We start from the raw sequence: 23,112 nt of genomic DNA, 5'->3' as shown, positions 1-23,112 counted from the left end.
TCGATGAGGCGTTATGACGCGCGAATCAACGGCGGAACAGACCGCCACGGTTTTTCCGCTCTCTCCCGCGCAACTCGGCATGTGGTATGCGCAGCAACTGGATCCGAGCGTGCCACTGTCCGAGGCCCAGTACATAGAGATGCGGGGGCCACTGGATCTCGCGGCGCTGCGTAGCGCCGCACTGGTCGCCGGGCGCGAATTCGGTTCCGGCGTACTGCGTCTGGCCGAGATCGACGATCGGCCGTATCAGGTGGTGGATCCCGGTCTGGCGCCCGCGGTGGGATTTCTGGACTTCCGAGACAAACCGGAACCGATTGCGGCCGCACTGGAGTGGATGCGCGCCGATGTCGCCGCGCCCATCGATCTGCTCGGCGCCCGCGCCGGAATCTCCACGGTGATCCGGGTCGGCGACGACCACCACCTGTGGTTCACCCGCGCCCACCACATTCTCATCGACGGATTCGGTTCGGTAACCATGCTGTACCGCGTCGCCGAGCTCTACAACGCCGCCGTCCGCCACGAGCCCGCTGCCGCCGGAACCGCCGCCTCATTGCTCGCGGTGCACGAGGCCGAAATGACGTACCGGGAGTCGAGCCGATTCACGGCCGACGAACAGTACTGGCGCGAGGTGACCGCCGGCATGCCACAGCGCTGCAGCCTGGTATCCGCCACGGCTCCCGCCTGCGCCCTGGGACGGGAAGCCCGCGCACAACTGGGGGAGGGCACCGCCACCCGCCTGGAGAACGCCGCCCATCGCTTCGACGCCAGCTCGGCCATGGTCGTGATGGCAGCGGTCGCGCTGTACTACGCCCGCCTCACCGCCACCGAAGACGTCGTACTGAGCCTGCCGGTCTCCGGCCGAACCACCGCGCTGCTCCGCCGCTCCGGCGGCATGATCGCCAATGTGGTGCCGCTACGGGTGCGGGTGCCGCGCACCGGCCGAGTCGGCGAAGTCCTGGACGCGGTCCGTGTCGCCGCCTCGGGCGCCCTGCGGCATCAGCGATTCCGCGCCGAAGATATGCACTGGGGTGCTGCGGAGCCGGGTGCTGCCGGGCGCAGCGCTGCCGCGTCGGGGGTGGTTGAGCACGGGGCTGCGGGGGATCGGGCGGCCGAGTCGGGTGCGGCTGAGCACGGGGCCGCGGGGGATCGGACGGCCCAGTCGGGGGTGGCAGAGCACGGGGCCGCGGGGGATCGGACGGCCCAGTCGGGGGTGGCTGAGCACGGGGCCGCGGGGGATCGGGCGGCCCAGTCGGGGGTGGCTGAGCACGGGGCCGCGGGGGATCGGGCGGCCCAGTCGGGTGCCGAGGGGCAGCCGGAGCTTGGGCGGGGGTTTGTCGGGCCGGTAATCAATATCATGCTGTTTCCGGCGGGGATCGACTTCGCGGGGGTGCGGTCGAGTCTGCATGTGCTGACGTCCGGGCCGATCGAGGATTTGTTCGTCAACTTCTATCAGCACGGTGCGGGTGCGCCTATTCATGTCGACTTCGCGGCGAATCCCCGGCTGTATGACGAGGATTCGCTGGGACGGCATCATCGGCGGTTCTTGACGCTGTTGGATTCATTGCTCGCGGCGGAGGTGGATACGCCGCTGGCGGAGTTGGCGTACTGCACCACGGACGAGCAGGGGGTTCTCGCGGGTGCCCAGGGTGTGCAGGCGCCGGAACCGCAACTGCTGCCGGAGATTCTGCGCGCGGGACTGCGGCGTGCGGGCCGTGATGCGGTGGCAGTTGTCGGCGGTGGTCGGTCGCTGACCTACGGCGAAGTGGATGAACAGTCGAATCGGCTGGCCCGCAGGCTGCTGCGGAGTCCTGGGTTCTCGGATCTGATCGGTCCGGAATCGGCTGTGCTGCTGGCGCTTCCACGCTCCGTCGAGGCGGTGGTCGCGCTGTGGGCGGTGGCCAAGACCGGAGCTGCCTTCGTGCCGCTCGGCACCGCGATGCCCGGTGATCGTGTCGCGCGCATTGCCGCCGAATGCGGAGCCCGGGTGGGGCTGACCATCGGGGAGGTCGCCGATCTTCCGGATGCGGTGCGGTGGATCGCCCTCGACGATCTGCTGTCCGGAACGGCCTGGGCCGAGCTGTCCTCCGAGCCGCTGGACGCCACCGACCTGCCGCGTCCTTCGAGGCTGTCGAACCCGGCCTACATCGTCTTCACCTCCGGTTCCACGGGTGTGCCCAAGGGGGTTGTGGTGACCCACGCCGGTCTCGCGGGTCTGGCTGCCGCAGTAGTGGATTCGTATCGAGTGGCTCCGGGCTCGCGGGTGCTGCAATGTCTGAACCCGAGCTTCGATGCCGCTGTCCTGGAGTGGCTGATGGCCTTCGCCGCGGGCGCCACACTCGTTGTGGCCGAGGCGGATCCGGTTCTCGGTGCCGAGCTGGCCGCGCTGGTGCGTGAGTACGGGATCACCCAGGTCTGCTCCACCCCGGCGGTGCTGTCCACGCTGGAACCGGATGCGCTGGACGGGGTGCGTGCGGTGTCCTCGGGCGGCGAACCCACGCCGCCGGATATCGTGGCGCGCTTCGGGATCGGCCGCGATCTCCTGAACTCGTACGGTCCGAGCGAGACGACGGTGGCCGTCACCTATACCGAAGGCCTGGTGTCCGGCCGGAATTCGGGGCTGGGTGACCCGGTGCCCGGTGCGGGGATGCTGGTGCTGGATCGCTGGCTGCGTCCGGTGCCGATCGGCGTCGCGGGCGAACTGTACGTGACCGGTCCGGGGGTCGCTCGCGGCTATGTCGGCCACCCGGGATTGACAGCGGAACGTTTTGTCCCCGCACCCGTGGGCCTCCCCGGCAGTCGGATGTATCGCACCGGAGATCTGGTGCGCTGGACCGCTGTGGTGCGCGGGAAGGCCGGTGGCACGCAGGCTACCGGCGGAGCGCAGGTGATTCTGGAGTACGTCGGCCGCGCCGACTTCCAGATCAAGTTGCGCGGTATGCGCATCGAGCTCGGCGAGATCGACGCCGCACTGGATACGCATGCGGCAGTGGAGATCGCGGTCACCGTCGCACGTCCCGCACCGAGCGGCGGCACTCTGCTGGCGGCCTATGTCGTACCGCATTCCGGGGCGACGGTCACCGAAGCCGACCTGCTCGATCATGTCTCGCGCCGGCTGCCGCCGTACATGGTGCCCGCCACCGTCACGGTGCTGGGTGCGCTCCCCCTGACCGCCAATGGCAAGGTGGACCGCCGCGCCCTCCCCGAACCCGTTGTCGCACAGCCGGTCCTGCAGCGCGAACCCGTGAGCGATACCGAGCGCATCCTCTGCACCCTCTACGCGGAGATCCTCGGCGCCTCCGACATCGGCCCGCACACGTCCTTCTTCGCCCTCGGCGGCGATTCGATCATGGCCATCACCCTGGTCTCTCGCGCCCGCGCCGCCGGTCTGGTCTTCTCCGCGCGTGAGGTTTTCGAGCACCGCACCCCGGCCGCCCTGGCCGCCGTGGTCTCCCAGATCGCGGACCGCACCGAACAGCTCCCGGAACTCCCCGGCGGCGGCCTCGGCCGGCTCCCGCTCACCCCGGTCGCCGCCTGGCTGCTGGCCCGCCCCGGCTGGGAGCGCTTCGCCCAGTCCATGGTGGTCCGACTCCCCGGCGGCATCGAACCCGAAGCCCTCACCCACACCCTGCAAGCCCTGCTCGACCGCCACGACATGCTCCGTGCCCGCGTCGTCGACACCGCCTCCGGTATCCAACTGGAGGTCCCGCCGCCCCACCGCGTCGACGCCGCGGACCTGCTGACCAGGATTGCCGCCACCGACGACATCGACCGCGAACTCGAAGCGACTGTCGCCCGCCTGAATCCCCGCGGCGGCGCCATGACCGCCTTCACCTGGCTGGATCCGGGTCCAGCCGGCCACGGCCGCCTACTCATCGCAATCCACCACCTGGCCTGCGATGCGGTCTCCTGGCGCATCCTGCTCCCCGACCTCATGTCCGCCTGGACCCAAGCCTCGGCGGGCACCACCCCCACCCTGCAGGAAACCGGAACTTCCGTGCGCACCTGGGCACACGCCCTCCGTGCTCTCCTCATGCCGGGGGATGTGGCGGCCTCGGCGGGACCTGTCGACGGAGAGGCCGAACCGGCCTACGGGCGAACACTCTCCGCGGGCGATGCACCCCGCGCTGTCGGTGAGTGGCCCGCGTGCGAATTCGATTACTGGCGTGCGGTATTGGCGACGGATCCACTACTCGGTACGCGCCGGCTGGACCCGGAGGTCGATACGTACGGGGTTGCGGGACGGGTCGAGGTCGAGATACCCGGCGTCGCCTCGGCCGCACTGGCCGGGCGAATGGCTTCGACCTATCGATGCGGTGTGGAGGATGCGCTGCTGGCTGCACTATCTTTGGCATTGGCGCGCTGGCGTTCCGCGCGTGGGGAATTCGGCGCCGGCGCGGCGGCCACCGTCGTGGCCGTCGAGCGGCACGGCCGCGATGAGACCGCGATTGCCGGGGCAGACCTGTCGCGCACGGTGGGCTGGTTCACCGCGCAGGTGCCCGTGCGGCTGGGATCAGTAGCGGGGGCGGGCTTTCTACCGCCTGTCTGTGCCGGTGAGCGCGGAGTCGAGTCGAATATCTCCGCACCGGCACTGGCAACGCAGGCCGGTCTGTGGCGTGGCGGGTCGGCCCGGATCGGTGCTGCGGAAGCGGCGTTGAAGCTGGTGAAGGAGCAGCTGCGGGCGGTGCCCAGGGGTGGGTTCGGATTCGGCGTGCTGCGGTATCTGGATGGTGGGACCGCGGGGGAGTTGGGGGTGTTGCCGGAGCCGCAGGTGGGGTTCAACTATCTCGGGCAGGTACCGGATATGGAGGTGGAGGGAGACTGGCTGCCGGTGGGGATGGCGGCGCGGCTGGGTGGCCACGCGGCTGCGGATATGCCGCTGGCGGCGGTGCTTTCGGTGGATGCGGTGACGCTCGAGAGCGAGCAGGGGTCGCGGATTCGGGCCGTGTGGCAGTTCGCGCCGGGTGCTCTCAGCGGTGCGTCGGTGGAAGCGCTGGCGCGGGAGTGGGTTTCGGCGGTGGTGGAGCTCGCCGAGCTGGTGAGTGCGCCGGAGGCGGGTGGTTTCACGCCCAGTGATCTCCCGCTGGTGGATGCCGATCAGAGCGAAATCGATTCGTGGGAGCGGGATTACGGCCTGCTCGATGATGTTCTGCCATTGACGCCGCTGCAGCGCGGGCTGCTGTTCCAGGCGCAGCTGGCCGAGGGCGGGCCGGATGGTTATTCGGTGCAGGCGGTCATCGATGTGGAGGCCGATCTCGAACTCGACCGTCTGACGGCGGCGGCCGAGGCGCTGGTTCGGCGGCACGAGGTGCTGCGTGCCGGATTCGTGCAGGCCGGTGATCGTGCGGTGCAGGTGATCGCCACGCAGGTGGCGGTGCCGTGTGTGTATCGCGAGGCCTATGGCGCGACGGAGGCCGAACTCGACGAGATGGCAGCAGCGGAACTGCGAACACCTTTCGCGGTGGATGCGCCCCCGCTCCTCCGGTTCCTGTGTATCGCCTTGGGGCAGCGCCGTTTCCGAATAGTCATTACCAACCACCACCTGATCCTCGACGGCTGGTCCATGCCATTGCTGCTGGCCGAACTCGTCGGACTGTACGAAACCGGCGGTGCCGACGGCGGATTCGCGCCACCCGTGCCCTTCCGGCGTTACCTCGAATGGCTGTCCGGCCGTGATATCGATCGAGCGCGTACGGCCTGGGCTCACTCGCTGGCGGACTTGGACGGCCCCACCCTGCTCGCCCCGGCCGCTCTGCACACCGATGCGCCCAGCATGCCTGTCGCTCACGAGATTCCACTGCCGAGTGACCTCGCGGATCGGCTGCGCGCGACCGCCGCGAACTGCCAGGTCACCGTCAACACCATGGTGCAGGTCGCCTGGGCGCTGCTGCTGTCCGAGCTCACCGGTTCCGCCGATATCGTCTTCGGCGCCACCGTCTCCGGTCGCCCGCCGGAACTGTCGGGCGCGGAGCGCATGGTCGGCATGCTGGTCAACACTGTCCCGGTCCGCATTACCCTGCACCCGGCCGAACGCCTCTCCGACCTGCTGTCCCGCATCCAGCGCGAGCAGGCCGCCCTCTCCGAACACCAATTCCTCGGCCTCGACGAAATCCACGCGCGCACCGGCCTCGGCCCACTCTTCGACACCGCCACCGTCTTCGAGTCCTACCCCGTCGACGCGGCCTCCCTCGCCGCCGCCACCCGCCAGGCACAGCTGGCGGTTACCGGCATTCGCGCCCACGACGGCACCCACTACCCGCTGTCGCTGGCCGCGTACGCGAACGACGGCCTCCGCCTGGAACTCACCCGCTCACCCCGGTATTTCGAGGCAGCACAGGCGAATTCGATCGCCGCCGGAGTGGCGCGGCTCCTGGCGACCCTCGCGGAGGATCCGCACCGCCGCACTGCCGCGGTACGAAGCATCGATCCCGTGGAGTCGCCCGCCATCCGCCACGGCGCTGGCGCCGGCCGGATCCAATTGCTTCCGGACCTTCTCGCAGGCAACGGAATCCACAGCACCGTCGCGGTCGTCGACCCACATGCGCCGGCACGCACCGTGTCCACCGATCGACAGGATGCAGGCGGCGGATACAACTCCGGCGTCGTGCACGATATGGCGGGCGATCGCGATGTACTCGGCATGGCCGGTGAGCTGACCTATGGCGAGCTGGATTCCCTGTCGAATCGTTTGGCGCGGGTATTGATCCAGGCGGGTGCGGGGCCGGAGCGGGCGGTGCTGGTGGCGCTGCCGCGGTCGGTGCGAGCCATGGTGACGTTGTGGGCGGTGGCCAAAACGGGTGTGGCCTTCGTACCCGTCGATATCTCCCAGCCCGCTGCCCGTACCGCGGTCATTGCGACCGAATGTGCTGCGGTGCTGGGTGTTACAGACAGTCCCGTCGGCGAGAATCTGCCACCCGAGCTGTCCTGGGTTGTTTTGGATGACCCGGATATCGCTGCCCGCATCGAGGCCTCGCCGACAGACCCCGTAACCGATACGGACCGGCTCTGCCCTCTGCACCCCGGGCATGCGGCGTATATCGTGTTCACCTCCGGATCCACCGGCACTCCCAAAGGCGTGGTCGTCACCCATACCGGCCTGGCCGATATGGCGTCGGCTGCGGTGGAGCAGTGCTCGATCAATCGCGAATCCCGTGTGCTGCACTGCCTGAATACCGCCTTCGATGCGGCGATCCTGGTGTGGCTCTCCACTTTTGCGGCAGGCGGCACGCTGGTGGTCGCTCCACCGGATGCCAACGCCGGCGCCGAATTGGCGGCGGCGCTCATCGACGGCGCTGCCACCCATCTGCTGTGCACGCCCACGGTGCTGGCCACCCTGGATGTCGAAGACCTGCACGGGGTCCGGGTGATCGCCACCGGCGGCGAACCCTGCCCGCCCGCCCTCATCGCCCGCATGAGCACCGGCCGCCTCCTGGTGAACTCCTACGGCCCCGCCGAGACCACCATTGCCGCTGCCTACCGCGCGAATATGACACCGGAGACAGCGGCCGTCATCGGCGCCCCCGTCCCTGGCACCAGCCTTCTCGTCCTGGACCGCTGGTTGCGCCCTGTCCCTCCGGGAGCCGTCGGCGAGCTGTACGTTCGCGGCCAGGGTCTGGCCCGCGGATACTCAGCCCGCCCAGCGCTTTCCGCCGCCCGCTTCATCGCCGACCCCTACTCCGCAGGCGGCCGTCTGTACCGCACCGGTGACCTGATGCGCTGCACCCCAGCCGGATTCGAATACGCGGGCCGCAGCGACTTCCAGGTGAAGATCCGCGGCATTCGCGTAGAACCCGGTGAGGTCGACGCAGTTCTGTCGACCCACCCCCAGGTCGAAACCTCGATCACAGTCGCCCGCCGCACCCGCACCGCCGCGACGGCCCTGCACTCCTACGTCACCCTCGTCGTTCCCGCGACCGCCCCGCCCTGGGAACGCGCGGTGCCCGGCCGAGATCCGATCGAGTCCGGACGCCCCGGCCTCTCGGCCCGACCCGGCCGCCAGCCCGATCCGGCGGCAGGCACCGGACGGTTGAATTGGCACGCCGCTACGAACTCCGACCTGCTCGATCCCACCGATGCCGCTGGTCGGATCGGAGTGACCGGCGGGGCTTCTGGTCCGGTTGGATCACCCGGCCGAGCTGCCGGCGCTGTGCGATTGGCCGGCGGGGCTGCTGGCGCTGTGCGATCGGCCGGCGGGGCTGCTGCCGTGCCGCGAACTGCGGGTGACACCGGTGGTGGGTTACGAGCTGTGGGTGCGGCTACCGGTGTGGATTCTTCGCCGTCGGGCGCTGTCGCGCCGACTGCCGCCGTGCTGATGGCCTGGGTGTCGGTGCGGCTGCCGCGGTACCTGGTGCCGTCGAGCATTCAGGTGCTGGCGGACTTGCCGCGTACCCGGACGGGGAAGATCGATGTGCGGGCGCTGCCGGAACCTGAAGTGGCGCAGTCCGTATATGTGGCGCCGGTGGGCGATGAGGTGCTTGTCGCCGAGACCTACGCCGAGGTGCTGGGGCATGAGCGCGTCGGCGCCGGGGACGATTTCTTTGCGCTGGGCGGTGATTCGCTCATTGCGACCAGGGTGGCGGCTCGACTGGGTGCGGCGCTGGGGTCTGCGGTTCCGGTGCGGCTACTGTTCGAGGCGCCGGTGGTGGGCGAGCTGGCGCGGCTGCTGGCCGCTGCCGGACGGCGGGAGGCGGGTCCGGAGCTCGTTCGAGGGCCCCGGCCGGACCCGGTGCCCTTGTCCCCGGCGCAGCAGCGCATGTGGTTCGTCAACCGCTACGACCCGTCGTCCCCGGCTTACAACGTGCCTGTCGCACTGCGGCTTTCGGGCCGTGTGGATCTCGCCGCATTGCGGACGGCGCTCTATGACGTGATCGAGCGGCACGAGACGCTGCGGACGGTATACCCCGATATCGACGGGGTCGGTGGGCAGCGCATTCTGCCGGCGTCCGAGGTACCCCTGGATCTGGAACCTGTGCCGATGACTCTCGACGAGCTGCCTGCGGCCGTGATGCGCACAGTCACTGAGGGATTCGACGTCACAGCAGCAGTTCCCCTGCGCTTCAGGCTCTTCCGCACAGCACCCGACGAACATGTGGTCGTGCTGGTGGCACATCATATTGCGACTGACGGCTTCTCGATGGCCCCGCTGACCCGCGATGTGGCAGCGGCCTACGCGACCCGCGCCGCAGGTCAGCAGCCCGGATGGGAGCCGCTCCCGGTGCAGTACGCCGACTACACCCTGTGGCAGCACGCCCGGCTCGGTGCCGAAGAAGATCCGGAATCCCTGCTGGCACAACAGCTCGACTACTGGGCCCGCACCCTGACGGACCTGCCGGATCATCTGGAATTGCCCACCGACCGCCCACGGCCGCCGCAAGCCTCCCATCATGCCGCCGAATGCACGGCCCGGGTGGACAGCGCGGTGAACGCCGCGATCGAGCATTGCGCCCGGACCCACCGGGCCACTCCCTTCATGGTCGTGCACGCCGCCCTGGCGGTGCTGCTGTCGCGGTTGAGCGGCAGCGCGGACATAGTGATCGGCACCCCCGTCGCCGGTCGTGGCCATCGCGGTCTCGACGACCTTGTCGGCATGTTCGTCAATACGCTGGTGTTGCGCACCGGCATTCACGCCGGTGAGACCTTCGGCGCACTGCTGGACCGGGTCCGCGATACCGATCTGGCCGCTTTCGAACGGGCCGATATCCCCTTCGAACGGCTGGTCGAGGTGCTGTCCCCGGCCCGCTCCGAGGCCCGTCATCCGCTGGCGCAGGTCATGCTCGTCTTCCAGAATCTGGCGATGCCGGAGTTGGAGCTGCCCGAAACAACGGTCATCCCCATGGACTTGCCGCAGACCAGCAGTCGATTCGACCTGAGTATCACCGTTATCGCCGATCCGGACGGTCTGCGGCTGCGCTGCTGCTATGCCACCGACCTGTTCGACGAATCCACAGTCGCGGCCTTTACCGACCGCCTGGTGCGACTACTCACCGCAGTCACGGACGAAAGCACCTCTGCGGTAGGCGATATCGACCTCCTCACCGCTGTCGAACAGGAACAGACCCGTATCGAACCCGAGCCGGTCGCCGCACCGCGCCCGCTGGCGGAACTCATGGCGGACGCCGTCGCCGCCAACCCGAGCGGTGTGGCGGTGGTGTGCGGCGACCGGCAGCTGACCTATCGGGAACTCGACACACGTGCGAGCCTCCTCGCCGAGCGGCTGCTGCAGGTCGGTGCGGGGCCGGAAACACTGGTGGCCGTGGGCATTCCACGCTCTATCGAATCGGTGCTCGCCGTCTGGGCGATCACCCGCACCGGAGCGGCATTCGTCCCGATCGATCCGGCATACCCACTCGATCGCATACAGCGGATCGTCGAGGTCTCGGGCGTGGGAGTCGGCCTGACCGTGAGCGCTCAGCGCGACCGGCTTCCGGACGCCGTCGACTGGTGGTGCGTGGACGACCCCTCGTCATCCGAAGTGTCTGCGGCACAGTCGAAGAAGATCTCATCCCGAGAGCACCGCCCCGAGAACCCGGCGTACGTCATCTTCACCTCCGGTTCCACCGGTGCTCCCAAGGGCGTGGTGGTCACCCATACGGGTCTGGCGAATCTCGCGATGGCGCAGTGCGACCGCGACCGCATCACCTCCGATTCGCGAGTACTGCACGTCGCCTCGCCGAGTTTCGATGCCTCGGTTGTGGAACTCGTCATGGCGGTCGGCGCGGCAGCCACCCTGGTCATCGCACCGCCCACCGTCTTCGCCGGTCCCGATCTCACCGAACTCCTGGCACGCGAGCATGTTTCGCACATCGCGCTCACCCCGTCGGCGCTGGCCACTGTGGAACCGGCGGGGCTGCACGACTTGCACACGATCGTCACCGGCGGCGAGCCCTGCCCGCCCGAACTGGTCGCGGCATGGTTCGCGCCGAACCGCCTGCACTTCAACGATTACGGCCCCACGGAGTCGACCGTCTGGGCGTCCGGCAGCGCACCATTGCAGCCGGGCGCGCCGATCACCATCGGCAAGCCTGCCCCCGGAGTGCACGCACTGGTCCTGGACAACCGCCTGCGGCCCGTGCCGGACGGTGTGGTGGGTGAGCTTTATCTCTCAGGCATCGCATTGGCACGGGGCTATTTCGGCCGTTTGGACCTGACCGCCGCCCGCTTTGTCGCCCACCCCACCGCACCGGGGCGGCGCATGTACCGCACGGGCGATCTGGTGCGCAGGCGTGCCGGTGATCTGGAGTACCTGGGCCGCACCGACACTCAGGTGAAGCTGCGCGGTCTGCGCATCGAACTCGGGGAGGTGGAGGCCGCGCTCACCGCCGATCCGGCGGTGGCCCGTGCGGTCGCGCTGGTACGCGAGGACGCACACGGCGGAATACTGGTCGCCTATGTGATGCCCGAGCCTGGCGCGGAGATCTCGCTCGCGGCCCTGAAGAGTGCAGTCGCACAGCGGGTCCCGTCGTATATGGTGCCCTCCGCCCTCGTAGCGCTGGATGATCTGCCGCGCACGGCCAATGGCAAGCTGGATCGCGACGCATTGCCCGCGCCGCAGCTCACCGCAGGAGCTCGGGAACCGGTTATCGGCCCGCAGGAGGAGGCCGTGGCCGCCGTTTTCGCCGAAGTCCTGGGTATCGACCAGATCTGGCGTGACGATGATTTCTTCGCCCTGGGCGGAAATTCGCTCATCGCCACGAGAGTGGCTGCCCGGCTGGGTACCGTCCTGCAGACGACCGTCCCGGTGCGGGCGCTCTTCGATGCACCGGTGGTGGCGGAGTTGGCGGCACTCGTTGCCGCCGAAACCATGACAGATCGACCACGGCCCGGACCTCGTACCCGTCCGGAGCGGATTCCGCTCTCCGCCGCACAGCAGCGTATGTGGTTCCTCAACCGCTACGATCCCGGATCGCCGGTCTACAACATCCCCGGTGCTTTCGAAATCCAAGGGAGCCTGGACATTCCGGCGCTGCGCAGTGCCCTCGGCGATGTGGCCGACCGTCACGAAACGCTCCGCACCGTCTATCCGGCCGACTCCGACGGGAGGCCGTACCAGAACATCCTTCCCGCATACGCGAGTTCCACGCCGATCGTCGAAATCGACACGACTCCAGCGGAAGTCGCGCAGCAGCTCTTCGCTCAGCTGTCCCGCGGTTTCGACATCACCCGGGAGGTCCCGCTGCGGGTCTGTGTGCTGCACACCGCCCCGCAGCATGCGGTGCTCGCACTCGCCGTTCACCACATCGCCGCCGACGGCTGGTCCATGGCCCCGCTCGCACGAGATGTGCTGGCCGCGTACGTGGCTCGCGCCGCCGGAGGGCGGCCGCAGTGGGCCGAACTGCCGCTGCAGTACGCCGATTACGCGCTCTGGCAGCGGGAACTGCTCGGCGCCGATGCCGACCACGGCAGCCTCGCCCACCGCCAGCTGGAATTCTGGCGCACCCGTCTCGACGGACTGCCCGAAGTCCATCGGCTGCCCACCGATCGCCCCCGCCCCGAGCTACCGTCCGGAATTGGTAACCGTATCGAATTCACCGTCCCCGCACTGGTTCACGACCGCATGCAGGTACTGGCGCGCGCCCACGGCGCGACCCCGTTCATGGTGGTGCACGCGGCCCTGACGGTCCTGCTGGCCCGGCTCTCCGGCACCCGGGATATCGCCCTCGGCTCGGTCGTCGCAGGGCGCGGTGACGGCGAATTCGACGACCTCGTAGGCATGTTCGTGAATACGGTCGTCCTGCGTTCGCGCCTGGATCCGGCCGCCGGTTTCGCCGCTGTCCTCGACGCCGTCCGCCGCGACGATCTGGCCGTCTACGGCAATACGGATCTGCCGTTCGAACGGCTGGTGGAGGCGCTCGCCCCGGTCCGTTCCACCGCTCACCACCCGCTCTTCCAGGTGCTGCTGGCCTTCCAGAATGTCCAGCCCGCGCGAACCACGCTGCCCGGTCTGGAGATTCGCCCGGTCGAGGCGCCCGCTCCCGGCGCCAAGTTTGATCTGGAATGGATGATCGCCGAACAGTTCGGTCCCGCAGGCGAACCGGCGGGCATGACCACCTCACTGACCTTCGCGACCGATCTTTTCGATCGCGTCACCGCCCAGTCCATGGCCGACGGCTTCCTCGAACTGCTCGCCGCGCTCACCGAAACTCCGGATGCCGCAGTCGGTGTGATCGCGGTGCCCGGCGGGCTACCGGAACTGGCCGGGGAGATTCACGACGATGCCGCGCCCACGGTGCAGGTCCGCCCGGAGCGTCGCGCCTACCGGGCCCCGCGCACCGACGCCGAGAGTGCGCTCACAGCAGCCTTCGAAACCGTCCTGGAATCCGGCCGAATCGGTGTGGACGACAACTTCTTCGAGGTCGGCGGCAATTCTATGGCCGCCGTGCGCCTGGTCACCCTGATTCGCGAGCGCACCGGCATCCCCCTGCCGCTGCAGTGGATGTTCCTCGACCCCACGCCTGCGGCGCTGGCCCTGCGCCTGTCCGAGGCCGCCGAACAGCCGGAGGTCGATCCGTCCATGCGGGTCATGCTGCCCATGCGCCCGGCAGGGACCGGTCCCGCTCTCTTCTGCATTCATCCGGCCGTCGGATTGGCCTGGTGCTACGGCGGTTTGGTGCGGTATATCGATCGCTCGCACCCGGTCTACGGTCTCCAGTCGCCGGGTGTGGTGGACGGCGGCACCGCCGATCGGACCATTGGCGATCTCGCTGTGCGGTATGTCGACGAGATCCGCCGCGTGCAACCGGAGGGCCCGTACCACCTGCTCGGCTATTCGGCGGGCGGCGTCCTCGCGCATGCCATGGCGGTCGAGCTGCGCCGGCGCGGTGCACGGGTGCCGTCGCTGATCATGATGGACGGACGCGCCGAGGTGGAGATCTTCGATGACGGCAATATTCCGCCGCTGGCGCTGCTGCTGGCCGAATTCGGCGGTATCGAGGCGCCGCCCGGCGCCTCGGGGGTCACCGCCTCGCAGGCCGCGGAGCTGCTGGCGGCATCCGGAATCTCCTTCACAGCCACCGAAATCGAGCACTTCTATAGTGATATGCAACACCTGCTACGGCAGATCTCCGACCATCGCCCCAGCGTCTTCGACGGTGATCTGCTGTTCTTCAGCGCGGCGGGCAATCCGGCCCCGCTGCCGAATGTCGCGACGTGGCGGCCGTATATCACCGGGCCGATCACCGATCACCTCATCGATTTCGGTCACAATCAGCTTGTCACCGAGGCGGCGCTGACCTTCATCGGCCCGATCATCAGCGCGTATCTGGAGCGGTAAGCCGGGAAACCTTCTGGGACACACTGGGCTGGGGAACAATGGGCGCAGACAACCCGCTCGGCTAGGAGAGGCTCGTACTGTGTCGGTCAACGGTAAGCGACGGCTACTGGGTGCGGCGGCGGTGGGGCTCGGTGCGCTCGGCGCCGGAGAGTTGATCGCCGCGACCCACGGCGGCTCGGTCATCGACGGGGTCGGGCGGTTGCTCGCTGATACCGCGCCGATTCCGGTGGTCGAGACGACCGTGGCCATGGCCGGCCGGTACGACAAGGAGACCACGCGGGCGGGGGTGGTGCTCGGGACCCTCGCCGCCACCGCCGGTATGGCGTTATTGCCGCAGCGCCTGCGCGCGCCTGCCGCAGCGGCATTCGGGGCCGGAGCCGCCGCCTTGGCGCTGCGGGGCGCGAATCAGTCGGTGCCCGCGGCGATCGGTGGGCTCGCGGCCGCGGGTGTACTGCGCGCCGGACTGCGCCGGCCGCCGACCACGGCGGGCGGTGAATTGCTGTGGGCCACAGCAGGCGCCGGATTGCTCGCCGCCGCCGAAACGCTCATACGCCGCGAGGATCGGCGGCATACCGAGCGGGTCCGGCAGCTCGGGCCGATGGGTTCGCATCCGCCCATGGCGGAGGACGGTTTCGGGGCGGAGCCGGGTCTGACGCCATTGATCACCAAGGCGGGCAGATTCTATGTGGCAGACGTGAATTCGCGCCCGCCGCGCATCGATCCGGGTCAGTGGCGCCTTGCGATCACCGGTAAGGTCGCGCACCCGCTGCGGTTCTCGCTCGCCGATCTGGCCGAGCAGGCGGTGGAATTCGATGCCGTCATGGTGTGCGTGCACAACACCCCCGGCGCCGGCCGTGCCGGCAATGCGCGCTGGTTCGGCGTCCCGCTGACCGCCCTGCTCGAACACACCATGCCCGATTCGACCGCCACCCGCCTGGTGACCCGCGCCGTCGACGGCTACACCATCTCGCTGCCCCTGGAACCGCTGCGCACCGGCGAATGGCCCGGCTACCTGGTCATCGGCATGAACGGCGAAGCCCTGCCCCCCGAACACGGCTTCCCCGCCCGGGTCTTCGTGCCCGGCCTCTACGGTCAGTACACCGGCGTGAAATGGCTTGCCGAACTGGAACTCTCCGATGACACCCAGGTCGACTACTGGTGGAAGCGCGGCTGGCCCAGCGACGCCCTCTGGGTGCGCCCGCAGGCCCGCATCGACGTGGCCACCGCCGGCGGCGACGGTCCGGGCAAAACCACCGTGGCGGGCGTCGCCTGGGCCCCACCCCGGGGTGTGGCCCGTGTCGAAATCCGCATCGACGAAACCGACTGGCTCTCAGTGGAACTCGGTGCGGAAACCGCCCCCGCCGCCTGGCGCCGCTGGCGCACCGTCGTAGACCTCCCACCCGGCACCCACACCATCCAGGCCCGCGTCACCGGCCGCTCCGGTGAAGTCCAGGACGGCGCCGTCCGCGCCCCGTTCCCCGAGGGGCCCGGCGGGTTCCACTCCGTCACCGTCACCATCTGACGAAGTCCCCCGTCATTCTGGCGGGGATGACATCTGTCATGGGGGAGTCGTGACGGTCGGGGGAGGTGGGCGGGGCGGATTCGGCCGAGAGTTGGGGTATGAACGCTCCAGCTGAGGGGACCGTGTATGCGCGGTCCGGGGTCGCGCCCGCGGCGGCCATCGAAATGCGGGGATTGGTCAAGACTTTCGAGGTGCGCGGGGAGACCGTGCGCGCGGTGGACGGGCTGGATCTGGTGGTGCGGCCGGGGGAGATCGTGGCGTTTCTCGGGCCGAACGGCGCGGGGAAGACGACCACCATCGATATGGTGCTCGGGCTGGCGCGGCCGGATTCGGGGGTGGTGCGGGTCTTCGGTGGTGATCCGGCGGATGCCATTGCGGCGGGCAGGATTTCGGCAGTGCTGCAATCCGGTGGGTTGCTGCCGGATCTGACGGTGGCCGAGACCGTGCGGCTCATCGGCACGCTGCATGCGCGGCCCCGGCCCGTGAACGAGGTGCTGATCCGGGCGGGGATCGACGATATCGCAGACCGCCCGGTGGGCAAATGCTCGGGCGGGCAGCAGCAGCGCGTGCGATTCGCGCTGGCCCTGCTGCCGAATCCGGACCTGATCATTCTCGACGAGCCGACCACCGGCATGGATGTGGAGGGCCGGCGGGACTTCTGGAATGCCATTCGGCAGGATGCGCAGCGCGGCCGGACGGTCCTGTTCGCGACCCACTACCTCGATGAGGCGGATGCCTACGCCGACCGCATCGTGCTGATGCGCGCGGGCCGGGTGGTGGCCGACGGCAGTGCCGCTCAGGTCAAGAACATGGCCTCGGGGCGCACGATCAGCGCGACGCTGCCCGCGGCCGATGCGACGGTGCTGCTGCGGATACCGGGCGTGGAGCACGTCGAACAGCGTGGTGATCGAATCACCGTGCGCGCCAAGGATTCCGACCTCGTGGCCCGCTATCTGCTCACCGCCACCACGGCCGCCGATCTCGAGATTTCCGCGCACAACCTCGAGGACGCCTTCCTCGCTCTGACGGGAGACCACTGAAATGACCGTCCTCGATACCCGAACCGGGATGCGCCGCAGCGGAATACGACCGGCTTTCGTGGCTCTGGAAATGCGCCGCATGCTGCGCAACAAGCGGGCGCTGATCTTCTCGCTGATCATGCCGCCGGTGTTCTTCCTGTCCTTCGGACTGCAATCGGGCTACAAGACCCAGATGATCGGTTCCGGCAACACCACCGGCTACGTCATGGTGTCCATGGCCGTGTACGGCGCCATGCTCGCGACCACCAGCGGCGGGGCCATGGTGGCGGTGGAGCGGGCGCAGGGCTGGAGCCGCCAATTGCGGTTGACTCCGCTGCCGCCGCTCGCCTACATCGCCACCAAGATCATTGTCGCCATGGCGCTCGGATTGGCCTCGGTGGCAGTGGTTTTCACCGTCGGCGCGGTATTCGGCGCGCAGCTCCCGGCCTCGGCCTGGCTGGTCTGCTTCCTGATCGCCTGGCTCGGCTCCGCGGTGTTCGCCGCCTTCGGGCTCTTCATCGGATACCTGCTGCCCTCGGAGAACGTCATGCAGCTGCTCGGCGTGGTGCTGGCGCTGCTCGCGTTCGCCGGTGGTCTGTTCATGCCGCTGCACGGCTGGTTCGACACCGTGTCGAAGGTGTTCCCCACCAATGGAATCGCGGTCCTGGCACGCGCGCCGTTCACCGATCCGAGCGGCGCCGCGATAGTGCTCGCGGTGGTGAATGTGCTCGCCTGGGCGACCGTCTTCACCCTCGGGTCGGCGTTCCTCTTCCGTCGCGATACGGCACGCTGAGTCCATGAAGCGCATGCGATCGACCGGCGATGCCTCGGGTATGGACGACGCCGCCGCGATCCGGACGCTGCGTCGGCTCGCAGCGCCTGGACCTGCGGTAGCGTCCGGCGATATGACCTACGAGGATGAGCAGATCGGCCGGCGACGGCGGGTCGGGTGGATCTTCGTGATCGTGTGGACGGTGTATCTGATCGACCCGCTGAAGAACGCCTGGGCGCTCGATCAGCCGGTGGCGCGCATCTACACGATCGCGGTGCTCATCGCCTTCGTCATCTGCTACCTGGGTTCCTACTGGGTGCTGTTCCGGCTGCCGATGCACGGACCCACCTGGCCGAGTCCGAGCCCGTGGCTGGTGGGCAGGGTGCTGGCCGTGCTCGTCGCCCTGCTGCTGGCGGCGACGGTCACGCTGCATACCGGTGCGAACGGACTCACCACCTATATCGGCACCTTCGTCGCCTTTGCCCTGCCGATACGGCGAGCGGTACCGCTGGTGGTCGTGCTGCTGCTGGCGACCGCGGTGGTGCCGCAGCTGATTGTGGGCGAAGCGCCGGACTGGTCGATCATGCAGGGTATGGCGCTGTCGGCCATCGCTGTCGGTGGAGTTCGCCTGATCATCATCAATAATCAGGCGCTGGATCTGGCCCGCAAACAGTTGACCGAGCTCGCGGTCGCCGAGGAGCGCCTGCGGGTCGGGCGGGACGTGCACGATATCCTCGGCCATTCGCTGACCGTCATCACCGTGAAAACCGAACTGGCGCAACGACTTCTCGATATCGACCCGGAGCGCACCCGAACCGAACTGGCCGATATCGAGCGACTCGCGCGGGAATCGCTCGCCGGGGTTCGCTCCACGGTCGGCGGCCTGCGCGAGGTATCGCTGGCCGGTGAGCTGGTCAATGCGCGGACCGCCCTGCGCGCCGCGGGAATCGACGCCGATCTGCCAGACGGTGAGGAACTGCCGATCCGGCACAGCATCGTCTTCGGCTGGGTGCTGCGCGAGGCCATCACCAATGTCGTGCGGCACAGCGGAGCCGCGCATGCCGCCGTGCGGGTCACGCCGACCAGCATCGAGGTCAGCGACGACGGCGGCGGTATGGGCGACGGCGCGCGCGCCGGCTCCGGATTGTCGGGGCTGCGGGAGCGGGTGCAGGCGGCGGGTGGCACGCTCACCCTGTCGAATCGGCCGGAGGGCGGATTGCGGGTGCTGGCAAGCTTTCCGGCGGGAACGATAGGGGCGTCGCGATGATCACACTGCTACTCGCCGATGATCAGGCGCTGGTGCGCGGTGCGCTCGCGGCACTGCTGAGCCTGGAACCGGATCTGGAGGTGGTGTGCGAGGTCGGCCGCGGTGACGAGGTGCTCGCGGCCGTCGAACGCACGAATCCGGATGTGGCGCTGCTCGATGTGGAAATGCCCGGAATGGACGGCATCACCGCCGCCGCGCAGCTGCATCTCGCCCATCCGCAGGTCCGCATCCTCATGGTCACCACCTTCGGCCGCCCGGGCTACCTGCGCCGCGCCATCGACGCCGGAGCCAGCGGCTTCGTCGTGAAGGACACTCCCGCAAGAGAACTCGCCGACGCCGTCCGCCGCGTCCACATGGGCCTGCGCGTAGTGGATCCGGCCCTGGCCACCGAAACCCTCACCACCGGAACCTCACCCCTCACCACCCGCGAACGCGAAGTCCTCGCCGCCGCCTCCGACGGCGCGACGGCGGGCGCCATCGCACAATCCCTCCACCTCTCCGAGGGCACCGTCCGCAACCACCTCTCCGCCGCCATCGGAAAAACCGGCACCCGCACCCGCGCGGAGGCCGTCCGCGCAGCAGAACGCCTCGGCTGGCTCTGACCCACCCGTCATCCCGGCGTGCCCCCGGCATGCTTTTTGTCGGGATCCACCGCAGTGCGTGCGCCGCTGTCGATCCCGTCCAAAACGCGCCGGGATGACGGGGATTCACCGTCCGATTCGTCCTGATCGAGTAGGACGCCCGGCAGGTGGGAGCCGCAGCTGATCCGGCCGGCAGTTGTTCGGCGGCGCTAGAACCGCCCGCCGCGGCTGATGCGGCGGGAGCCGTCGGAGCCGCCGAAGGAGCCGGGGCCGTAGCTGCCGCCGCCGCGGGAGCCGCCGAAACCGCCTCCGCCGCCGCGGTATCCGCTGCCCATGCCGCGCAGCATGCCGTCGATGAGGATGCCGCTGAGGACCGCTCCGGTCTGGGAGTTCGGGCGCGGCTGGCTCGCCTGCCAATCGCGGACCGCGGCCTGGGCGGTTTGCAGGGCGCGGGTGCCGAGTTCCACGGCGCGCTGGGCGTGGGGGAGGGCTTGGGCGGGGTCGGTGGCGGCGAGCTGCTGCGCCTGGTCCAGGCTGCGCTGAGCTTCGGCGAGGCGGGTGCGCGGTTCGGCGTCGACACCGCCCCGGCGGGTGCTGATGAAGTCGGTGGCGGCATTGATCTGACTGCGTGCGGCGGTCAGGGCCTGGTCGAGTCGGCGCGCGACCTCCTCGGCGGCGGCCTTGCGATCGGTGGCATCGGCAATTGCCTTGTCCAGCACCGTATCCGCGGCCACAGCCTGCTGGAACGCGCCGAGCGGATTGGCCGCGCCCTCGGTGCTCGCCAGGTCGAGGGCGGTGCGAGCATTGGTGGCGGCGGTCATGAGTTCGGGTCCGCCGTGCTGGGTGAGGGTCGCGGCCGTGCCGAGATCGCGGCGCAGCTCCTCGATGATCCCGGGGAGTCCGCCGCGCGCCTGCTCGATATCGGTGGCGGCGGTATCCACCGCATCCAGCAGCGTGCGCGCGGTATTGATAGCCGACTCCGCACTGCGAATGGCCGCGACCGCCGCGCCCTGCTGCCCGACGGGTTTGGCGGCCGCCGTACGCCCGTCCTCGATTCCCCGCTCCGCGAACGCGATTCGCTCCCGCGCCATGGTCACATTCTCGTGAATGGGCGCGAGCACCGAGCCGGGCTGCGTGGCCACCAGCTGGGCCAGCGTGGCTTCGGAATTCGGCGCCCGGGTCGTCAGATCGACCACGTCGCGGGTCAGCGCATCCAGGCGCTCACCGGCATTGATGAGCAGATTGCGCATGGCATCGAATTCGGCGACCTTGGCATCGAGTTCGCGATTGGCGCGCCCGCAGGTGCTGATGAGCTCCACCAGCATGGTCCGCTGCTGATCGGGCGTCTCCGGAATATCGTCGTCGAGCTCCTGCCGGATGGCGAAGGCCTTGGCGAGCGCGTTCTTCGCGGCAGTCAGCGCCGCGGTGAACGGTGCGGTGGCGGTCGCCCCGAATTCATCGGTGGCCAACCGCAATTCCTCACCACTGGTGCGCAGTGCGTCATCGGTATCGGTGAGCACCTCCTTGGAGCGCGCGTCCAGCGCCGCCAGCGGCAGCGCCGCCAGCGCCTGCGTATCGGCCGGATCGACCTTGCGGGCGGCAGACACATCGGCCCGTGCCCGCCGCTCCTTGCGACCACGCGACCAGAGCCACAGCGCGCCCACCGCCAGGGCCACCACCAGCACCAGCAGCAGCACCACCCAGATATTCACGCCGCCGCCGGAACCGTTCATCGCCGCCGACAGCCCGTGCGCGGTCGCCACCCCGGCCCCGGCCCAATCTCCCGCGCGCAGCTTCGGCTCGACCTGGTCGATGAGCAGGTCGTCGAGCTGCTTATCGGTCACCGAGCTGGGCGCGCTCCCGGTGAAGGCGTACGCCTGATCGTCGACCGCGACGGACAGCAGCACGTCCCGGTCCCCGAATCCCGAGGCCTGCGCGGTCTGCTCACCCCAGGCCTGCGCGTTCAGCCCGGCGAAGTTGTGCACATAGACAACCCACAGCCGCTCATGGTCTTTCGAATACAGCGCATCGATGGCGGCCTGCAGCTCCGCGCTCTGCCCGCCGCGCAACGCGCCCGCCGTATCGGTGACATAGCCGGGCAGTCGCTGTGGCGGTTCCGCACCCGCGGGGGCGCTCCCGCCGCCCAGGAGCACCGCCAGGGCCAGCACGAAGCCCGAGGCGAGCACGGACCAGCGCGGGGAGGCGGGGCGGTGCTTCGGTTGCCGCATCACATAAATCTATCCGCCCGAATGCGGCACACACTTTCTTCCGGTCACCCGTGTCGGCGGCGATGACTACGATCGAGGACGTGATCACGATCGATTCCCCGTACACGGGTCATGTCGCTCCCGGTTCCAACCCGCAGCAGCGGGCCGTCGCGGGTGCGCGCATCGTGAAGATGTCGGTCGGCGCCATGGACAACAACGTGTACCTGGTCCAGTGTGCGAATACCGGTGCGACCCTGCTCATCGATGCCGCCAACGAGGCGGAACGCATTCTCGAACTGCTCACCCAGGAGGCCCCCGACGGGGTCGAGCTGCTGGTCACCACGCACCGGCATCCGGACCACTGGTGGGCCCTGCAGGATGTGCTGGCCGCCACCGGGATTCCCAGCGCCGCCCACGAACTCGATGCCGAGGGCCTACCCGTGCCGCCGAGCCGCCTGCTCACCGATGGTGACAAGGTGCGCATCGGCGACCTCGAGCTCGAGGTCATCCACCTGAGCGGGCATACGCCCGGTTCGGTGGCGCTCGCATTCACCGACGGTGACGGTCGCACCCACCTGTTCACCGGGGATTCGCTGTTTCCGGGCGGGGTCGGGAAAACCGGTACGCCCGAGGAATTCGCCTCCCTGCTCGGCGATGTCGAGACCAAATTGTTCGCCCGCTACCCGGACGACACCGTCGTGTACCCGGGCCATGGCGCTGATACCACCCTCGGCGGGGAGCGCCCGCAAGTGCCCGAGTGGCGGCGGCGCGGTTGGTAAAACTCCGCAACCGCGACCCCGAGCCCACGTGGGCGCCCGCACCGGCCGATAAACCCCGGGGCGGCTTCGGCGTGGGCGCGGCCCGCTGGGCGCGCAGGCTGCTGATCGGCGGGCTGCTGATGGCGCTGCTGGTGGTCGCCGGCACGGCGGTGCGGGTGTGGCAGGTCGCCCGCATCGACGACTACACGCGGGCGGACGCCATTGTGGTGCTCGGCGCGGCCCAGTACGACGGCACCCCGTCCTCGGTCTTCCAGGCTCGACTGGATCAGGCGCACAAGCTCTTTCAGAAGGGCGTCGCGCCCATGATCGTCACCGTCGGCGGAAAACAGCTGGGCGACAACTACACCGAGGCCGCGTCCGGCAAGATCTATCTGAAGGATCTGGGCGTCCCGGCCGAGCACATTCTGGCCGTGGAGACCGGCTCGGACACCCTGCAGAGTGTGGAAGCGGTCTCCAAAGCGCTACTGGCCCGGGGGAAATCCTCGGTGGTGCTGGTGAGCGACCCCTGGCATTCGCTGCGCACCCGCACCATGGCCCGCGACGCCGGGCTCTCGGCGTGGACCGCGCCGGTGCGCACCGGGCCCGCGGTCTACACGCGGGAATCGCAGGCGCACGGCATTTTCCGCGAGACCTTCGCGCTGCTGTGGTACCAGCTCACCCACTATTCGGCCGATTTCACCTACACGGCGGAGCAGTGAC

Annotated in this window: 9 protein-coding genes; 8 read left to right on the top strand and 1 reads right to left on the bottom strand. The window is 69.0% G+C overall.

Features of this window, described 5'->3' with window-relative positions; translation table 11 throughout:
• The first annotated feature begins 13 nt into the window (after positions 1-13).
• The 6 genes from OG326_RS35200 (at position 14) to OG326_RS35175 (ending at position 19,448) form a co-directional block, all read left to right on the top strand.
• Positions 14-14,266, top strand: a complete 14,253-nt coding sequence (locus OG326_RS35200; protein WP_327141432.1) for a non-ribosomal peptide synthetase — start codon at positions 14-16, stop codon at positions 14,264-14,266.
• Between the two features lie 79 nt (positions 14,267-14,345).
• Positions 14,346-15,788: a molybdopterin-dependent oxidoreductase gene (locus OG326_RS35195; RefSeq protein WP_327141431.1), complete on the top strand. Its 1,443-nt coding sequence runs from the start codon at positions 14,346-14,348 to the stop codon at positions 15,786-15,788.
• Between the two features lie 98 nt (positions 15,789-15,886).
• Positions 15,887-16,828 carry an ABC transporter ATP-binding protein gene (locus OG326_RS35190; protein ID WP_327141430.1) on the top strand — a complete coding sequence of 314 codons (942 nt, stop codon included), beginning with the start codon at positions 15,887-15,889 and terminating at the stop codon, positions 16,826-16,828.
• A gap of 1 nt (position 16,829) precedes the next feature.
• Positions 16,830-17,600, top strand: coding sequence for an ABC transporter permease (locus tag OG326_RS35185; RefSeq protein WP_327141429.1), 771 nt, complete (start codon positions 16,830-16,832; stop codon positions 17,598-17,600).
• 4 nt (positions 17,601-17,604) lie between these two features.
• Positions 17,605-18,846 (top strand): sensor histidine kinase, encoded by a 1,242-nt coding sequence (locus tag OG326_RS35180; RefSeq protein WP_327141428.1) that lies wholly within the window; start codon positions 17,605-17,607, stop codon positions 18,844-18,846.
• Positions 18,843-19,448, top strand: a complete 606-nt coding sequence (locus tag OG326_RS35175) for a response regulator transcription factor (RefSeq protein WP_327141427.1) — start codon at positions 18,843-18,845, stop codon at positions 19,446-19,448. The genes OG326_RS35180 and OG326_RS35175 overlap by 4 nt, the downstream gene beginning before the upstream one ends.
• Before the next feature lie 188 nt (positions 19,449-19,636).
• Here OG326_RS35175 and OG326_RS35170 read toward each other — a convergent pair whose 3' ends face one another.
• A complete protein-coding gene (locus OG326_RS35170) occupies positions 19,637-21,655 on the bottom strand; it encodes a TPM domain-containing protein (protein WP_327141426.1) in 2,019 nt (672 codons plus the stop codon).
• 62 nt (positions 21,656-21,717) lie between these two features.
• On the opposite strand from OG326_RS35170, the gene OG326_RS35165 reads away from it, so the two are divergent.
• Together OG326_RS35165 and OG326_RS35160 are read left to right on the top strand one after the other, a co-directional pair.
• On the top strand, positions 21,718-22,413 hold the full coding sequence (locus tag OG326_RS35165) for an MBL fold metallo-hydrolase (RefSeq protein WP_327141425.1): 696 nt from the start codon (positions 21,718-21,720) through the stop codon (positions 22,411-22,413).
• A 119-nt stretch (positions 22,414-22,532) separates the two neighbouring features.
• Positions 22,533-23,111 carry a YdcF family protein gene (locus tag OG326_RS35160; protein ID WP_327146677.1) on the top strand — a complete coding sequence of 193 codons (579 nt, stop codon included), beginning with the start codon at positions 22,533-22,535 and terminating at the stop codon, positions 23,109-23,111.
• Position 23,112 lies beyond the last annotated feature (1 nt).

It is taken from the genome of Nocardia sp. NBC_01327, assembly GCF_035958815.1.
Classification (GTDB): domain Bacteria; phylum Actinomycetota; class Actinomycetes; order Mycobacteriales; family Mycobacteriaceae; genus Nocardia.
This window is presented reverse-complemented; position numbering and strand designations above follow the sequence as displayed.